Raw genomic sequence first — 6,080 nt, 5'->3', positions numbered from 1 at the left:
AAAGCCTTGCTCTTGGAGCAGGGCTTTTGTCATTAGGGCATAGGGACGAGAGGCAAGGCCATAGCGCCGTGTATCAACCCCAAAGCCTATGGGAAGCAGTGGAGCAAGGAGGAGGAGGGCACTCAGGTACTGCGAACTAGCAGAGGCATCCAGCTCACAGCCCTGCCAAGCGATGGTACTGGGCTCGATGAGTAGCGGGGGATAGCCTGCATCGTCTAGATAGGTGATCTTTGCCCCTTGGCTCCGTAGCGCCTCCACCAGCGGAGCTATGGGTCGCTCATGCTGGCGACCCGTACCGAAGAGCCTCACGGGTCGCTGGGTCGTGACAGAGAGGTAAGCACAGACAAAGCGCATCGCCGTACCCGACTCCAACACACAGACCTCCTCCGCCCCCCCTTGGCAAGCAAGGAGAGCAGTATGTAGCGCTAAGATATCTTGTGGGGTACCTTCAGCGAAGGCTAAGGGTGGGAGCTTACCTCGAAGAGCGTCGAGGAGGAGGGATCTTGCCCAGAGGCTCTTCGAGGGAGGGAGCGTCCAGCGAAGGTGTAGGGGTGCTGTTTGCTCTCGGTAGGAGAGTCCAAGGGAGGGAGACGGCTTCACTACTTCATCTAGAGAATAGAGGTGCTAGTAGCTCGGCGATCTGCTCTGATATGCGGAATTTTACCGCAATAAAATTCTAAGCTTGAAATCCAAACGCCCGTGGATAAAATTTAACGCTATAAATTTAAAGCCTTAATAACTCACGCTGCTAAGATACAGCCCGTTCGGCGGGAAGGGGATTCTGCTAAGCGCTCGCGAGAAGCTGATCTTGCGCCCGCTCTGCACGGATTTTAGGGCGTTTGCGACCATTAGCCGCACCTGCGCTCGCAAAAATCCGTTGGCTTTAAAATTTATCAAGGTCAAATTTCTAAAAGAGTAGGCGCGCGCGACGTAGAGCTCGCGCACAGGGCTTTTTATGTCGCTGCCGCTTTTCATAAACTCGCTAAAATCGTGCTCGCCGACGAAATTTGCAAGCGCAGCATTGAGCGCGGCAAGATCTACGCGCGGATAAAACACGCAAAAATCGCTAAGAAAGGGGCTTGGATGTCCGTGGTTTAAAACGTAGCGATAGCAGCGCGCTACGGCATCGTAACGCGGATGAAAATCGCGCGGCACCGGGCTGATGTGACGTACAAAAATATAGGGCGCGCAGTGGCGGTTTATGAGCTCTTTTAGACGCGGCAGCTCCCAGTGCACGGCGCATTCGACGCAGCTTACCTGGCGCAGCGCGTGCACCCCTTTATCGGTGCGCGAGCTGCTGATTAGCGGCGCAAAGATACCCACTCGCCCCAAAGCCGCGCGCAGCACGTCCTCGACGCCGCGCCCGTGAGGCTGAGACTGCGAGCCGCTAAATTTCGAGCCGTCATAGGAATAGACGAGCTTGAGCTTTACGCGCTCGGAGTTTGCGCTCGCGGCATATGTGCACGCATCTGCAGGAGTATTTGGCAGGGCGCTTATTTTGCCGATGTGCGCAAGTTCGCTCGCTGCGAAGTCGCTTGCGGGCGCGCTCTTGGGAATATTTTTGAGTTCGGACGCGCTTGTGAGGGTGTTTGCGGAAATGCCCGCTTTGTAGGCGGCATCTGCTTTGCGGGAGTTTTCGGTGCGGGCGGACGCGGGACGGGTAGTGTAAAATTTTGCGGCGGACGAGATATGGATTTTTAAAGCGTCGTCGCTCGCTACATTAGCTTTCGCAGCGTTTGCCGCACAAATATCCAAAGCGGCGGTATCGGCGGAATTTCTGCGGACGGAATTTAAATTTGCCGCACGCGTAGTCTTTTTAGCGGAAACGGCGTCCAAATTCCGCCTGACACTTTCTTGCTTTAAACCGCAATCGGGCGCAGTATAGGCAGCTGTATCGCTTGCCGTACTTGCAAGAGCGGAATTTTTAAAATTTAAAATTTTATCGTTTAAGATCAAAACCTGCTCGCCGTTTTGCGCTTTGCATTTTAAATTTACGCCACGCAAAATTTTAGACGCGCTAGGCTTGCTAGCCGAAATTTTATCCGCTAAATTTCGAGCGGACGAGCTTTTGTTTAAAATTTCGCCGCCGCAAAGCTCGGAGTCTTTTTCAGTATCTCGGGGCAATTTTGATCCTGTAGTATAGCAGCGAGCCGATAAGCGTAACGCCGAATGTCACCGGAAGCGCGATGCTCGGGTATTTGGAGAGTAGCATAATCATCGCGAAGTAGCTAAAAAGCACGCCGAAGATCCCCGCGTAAACGAAGCCTTTTTCATAGCGATAGGTCACGATGCCGAGGCTTAGCGCAAACAGAAAGCTCGCCAGCGGAAAGAGCGAGACGAGGGTGTAGATGCTAAATTCTTTCCTGCGCTTCTCGCTGCCGCTCATATCGCTCCAGTATCCGATCACGCCGCCTCCGCCGCGGATATTGCGGTCGCTTTGCGTGCGCAGGGTTAGGCTTTCAAACTCGCTTACGTGCCACTGTTCGCCGCCCATCGTGTAAATTTTGCCGTCGTGCAGCATCGCGGAAAAGCTCGCGTTTTCGTTTTTAAACTCGCCGCTACGCGCTACGATCATCCGCTCGTGATCCTGCGAGTTGCCTGGATTATACAGCACGAGATCCTTATACAGCGTGCTTGTGCCGTTGTTTTCCTGCGAGTCGATAAAAACGAGCCAGTCGGAGAATTTCTGCCCGAATTCGTTGGATTTGATATTTAGCGTCGCGCTAATTTTTTTGTAATCGATGAAATTGTCCTTTAAATTTTCGGCTATCGGCATCATAAAAAGCGATACGAAAAGTAGTGCCAAGGAACACAGCGCGGCGCTTATGCCAAAAAACAGCGCGATCTTGCGCGTGGCGTAGCCGATCGTAAAGATGACGATGGTTTCGTTCTCTTTAGAGAGCCTAAAAAGCGAGATACTAAGCGCTACGAAAAACGCGATCGGCACCGTAAATATGAGTATGCGCGGCAGCATGAAAAGATAGAGCTTGACTAGCTCTGAAAAATTTATCTCGATAAACGACGTAATGCGCGCGATCTGAAGGAAAAATACGATCGACATTATGATAAAAAGCGTGCTAAAAAGCGACGCGAACGAGCCGACAAAATTGCTAAATAAATAGCGCTGCACCCTATCCATAAATGACGTCCAGAAGCCTTAAAATTTGATCTCTAAAAATAAAGGTAAGAAGCAGCCCCATCGATAAAAACGGCACGAACGGCAGCTCATAGCCTCTTTTGTGCGCGATGAGATACGCAGGTAGCGTCAAAATCGCGCCGATGTAGATCGAGATACCGCCCAGCTTCCAGCCCAAAATCGCCCCCATAACGCCCGCGATAAAAATATCCGCGCTGCCCATCGCTTCGCGCTTTAGCACGAAAGTGACGATGAGGCGCAGCACGAAAAATATCGCCGCGTATCCCGCCGCCGCGCCCACGCCGCTAAGATCAAAATCATACATCAGCGTATAAGCAAGCGAAAGCGCCGTAACTACGTAAAGAAGGCTCTCCGGTACGGCTTTATACTCAAAATCGATCGCCGAAAGCGCCATAAGCAAGATAAAGCAAAGCCCAAGCACTGCGGCTTTTGCAAGATCGGGCTCGCCGAAATACGCCGCAAGCGCAAGCGCGCCGCCTAAAAGCTCGACGATCGGGTAGCGAATCGAAATTTTGGTTTTACAAAAGGCGCATTTACCGCCCAAAAAGAGCCACGAAAGCAGCGGGATGTTGTGGTAAAATTTTAAAGCGTGAGAGCATTTCGGGCAGTGCGATGCGGGAAAATTTACGCTCTGTCCGCGCGGCAGGCGGTAGATCAGGACGTTGCAAAACGAGCCTACGCAGGTGCCGAATACCGCAAAAATCACGCCGTAAACGATATTTAAATCCATCTTTTTCCTTTGGAGCTTTAACTTTTTAAAATTTAATCAAACGCTTTATGGTAGCGAGAAATTTCTTAGTTTTCATTGATTTTTTGCCTCTCGTAAGGGAAAAATTTTACGAAAATCGCCGCCGCGCCTACGCAAAATAAAATGGCTATGAGCCCTGCGATTAGCGGCTCGCCCCATGCCTCATATAATCCGCCGAAAATCAAAAATCCCGCCACCAGTATCACGGCGTCCAAAAGATCGAAGTTCAAAGTATCTACGATCCATAAAAACATAATATATGCGCCTATCCCGCTGCCTGCGGATGCCAAAATCCCCATTTTATCGGGGATGAAAGCAAATGTTAGCACAAAAAACAGGAGCAGGCAAATGTAGACCGCGAGTATAAATTTCTTTTGTTTTTTATACACGCTGCCGCATCTTGGGCATCTTAGAGATTTCATCGGCTTTTTGGTAAGCTTTTTGCCGCAACCACATTGTATGTAGTAGCTCATAGCCCTTCTTTCGGTTTTTGCGCGAACGGCGGCGTGATTTTTAAAATTCTGCCGCGTAAATTTACCGCGTCGCGCAACTTAGCTCGCGCTAGAGCTTTAAATTTAAGCGGGCGAAATTTTAAAATTCTAAAATTTTTAAATTTCGCGGCACCGCGCGCCTACATAGTTAAAATTTTAAATTTTACAGCGCTGCAAATTAAAATCCTGAAATTTTAAAATTTCAAGGTATCGCGAGCGCCAGCTGATTAAATTTTAAAATTTACTGCGTCGCAGGGCGGTTCTGCAAATTAAAATTTTAAAATTTAAAGCGACCGTTAGAGCGACTGCGCCGCAGCTTAAAGACCGCCGAAGCGGCGTTGTTTGCGGCGGAAATCATCCACTATGCGCGCAAGCTCCTCGCGCGTGAAATCCGGCCACAGCGTCGGCGTAAACGCAAGCTCGGCATAGCTCGCCTGCCAGAGTAAGAAATTCGACAGCCGTTGCTCGCCGCCCGTGCGCACCAGCAGATCCACGTCGCCGCTGTGCGCGGTATCCAGATGCGCGCCGATGCCCGCTTCGCTTAGCCGCTCGCCGCTTGCAAGCAGCCGCTCGCACGCTCGCACGATCTCGTCTCGCGAGCCGTAGTTGATCGCTAGGTTAAAATTTAGCGCCCGCCCGTTTTGAGTTAAATTTGAAAGATATTCGATCTCGCTTCGCAGATCGCCCTCAAAAGCCGATATGTCGCCGATCGGATAGAATTTTATCCCGTTTTGGATAAATTTTTCGCGGCGCGAAATTAGGAATTTTTGAAGCAACTTCATCAAAAATTCCACTTCGCTTTTCGGGCGCTTCCAATTTTCGGTGCTAAAGGCGTAGAGCGTGAGGTTTGCGATGCCTTCGTCGATGCAAAACTCGCAGATCTGCTCCACGACCTCCACACCCGCTTCGTGCCCGCCGGTGCGCAGCAGACCGCGCTTTTTCGCCCAGCGCCCGTTGCCGTCCATCACGAGGGCTAGATGATTTAGGCTATTCACGGATCAGATTTTTTTCAGCTCAGCCGCGATTTTTAGGGCGACTTCGTCCTTCGGCGCGGTGTCGATTACGACCTGATCGTTTTTCGTGATGAAAGTGACCTTAAGGACGTCGCCGCCGAGCTTGATGATGTCGTCCAGTACGTTTAGGCAGACGGCGTCAAGGTGCTTTTCGTTTAGCATGCGTTTGGCCTCGCCGACGGCATTTTCGCGGTCAGTTTCGAGTTTAAAGCCCACCTTTTTGATATTTCCGCGCACGGAGCTTAAGATATCCTCGTTTTCGCCCAGGCGTAAATTCCAAATTTCGCCGATCTCCGCTTTTTTCACTTTGTCTTTATAGCGCACCTTCGGCGAGTAGTCGCTTACCGCGGCAGCCATTATCAAATACGCGCCGTCGGGAAATTTTGTGCTATCAAGCGCCGATTTTAGCCCGATAGTGCTTTCAAATTTAACGAGCTTATATGGCAAATTTTCATATTCGTTGCTAGATATCAGCGTCACGTCCGCGCCCAGATAAAACAGCGCGTCGGCAATCGCTTTAGAGGTTTTGCCGCTGGAAAAATTTGTAATACCGCGCACGCTATCGATCTTTTCGATCGTCGCGCCTCCGGTGATGATGACGGTTTTATCCTCCCAAAATTTATCGTTGTAAAGCGCACGCTTTAGCGTCTGCATGATCGCTTCGGTGCTCA

General features: G+C 50.8%; 6 protein-coding genes and 1 pseudogene. All 7 read right to left on the bottom strand.

Features of this window, described 5'->3' with window-relative positions; all coding sequences use genetic code 11:
- Positions 1–375 (bottom strand): annotated as a pseudogene (locus Q0236_RS13305) (3-phosphoshikimate 1-carboxyvinyltransferase); the annotation flags it as partial.
- A 357-nt stretch (positions 376–732) separates the two neighbouring features.
- Positions 733–1,488, bottom strand: a complete 756-nt coding sequence (truA, locus tag Q0236_RS13300; protein ID WP_367274745.1) for a tRNA pseudouridine(38-40) synthase TruA — start codon at positions 1,486–1,488, stop codon at positions 733–735.
- A gap of 619 nt (positions 1,489–2,107) precedes the next feature.
- Positions 2,108–3,139 carry an LptF/LptG family permease gene (locus Q0236_RS08495; protein WP_297916887.1) on the bottom strand — a complete coding sequence of 344 codons (1,032 nt, stop codon included), beginning with the start codon at positions 3,137–3,139 and terminating at the stop codon, positions 2,108–2,110.
- Positions 3,132–3,887: an A24 family peptidase gene (locus Q0236_RS08490; protein WP_177387934.1), complete on the bottom strand. Its 756-nt coding sequence runs from the start codon at positions 3,885–3,887 to the stop codon at positions 3,132–3,134. Before Q0236_RS08490 ends, Q0236_RS08495 begins: the two co-directional genes overlap by 8 nt.
- Before the next feature lie 65 nt (positions 3,888–3,952).
- Complete coding sequence (locus Q0236_RS08485) at positions 3,953–4,378, bottom strand: hypothetical protein (protein WP_297916885.1); 426 nt, start codon at positions 4,376–4,378, stop codon at positions 3,953–3,955.
- A 335-nt stretch (positions 4,379–4,713) separates the two neighbouring features.
- The gene (gene uppS, locus Q0236_RS08480) at positions 4,714–5,391 is read right to left on the bottom strand and encodes a polyprenyl diphosphate synthase (protein ID WP_297916883.1); all 678 of its coding nucleotides are present in this window, start codon (positions 5,389–5,391) and stop codon (positions 4,714–4,716) included.
- A gap of 3 nt (positions 5,392–5,394) precedes the next feature.
- Positions 5,395–6,080, bottom strand: a 686-nt coding sequence (locus Q0236_RS08475; protein WP_297916881.1) for a phosphopantothenoylcysteine decarboxylase, incomplete at its 5' end; no start/stop codon positions are given.

Origin of the sequence: uncultured Campylobacter sp. (assembly GCF_938031315.1) — a bacterium.
Classification (GTDB): Bacteria; Campylobacterota; Campylobacteria; order Campylobacterales; family Campylobacteraceae; genus Campylobacter_B.
This window is presented reverse-complemented; position numbering and strand designations above follow the sequence as displayed.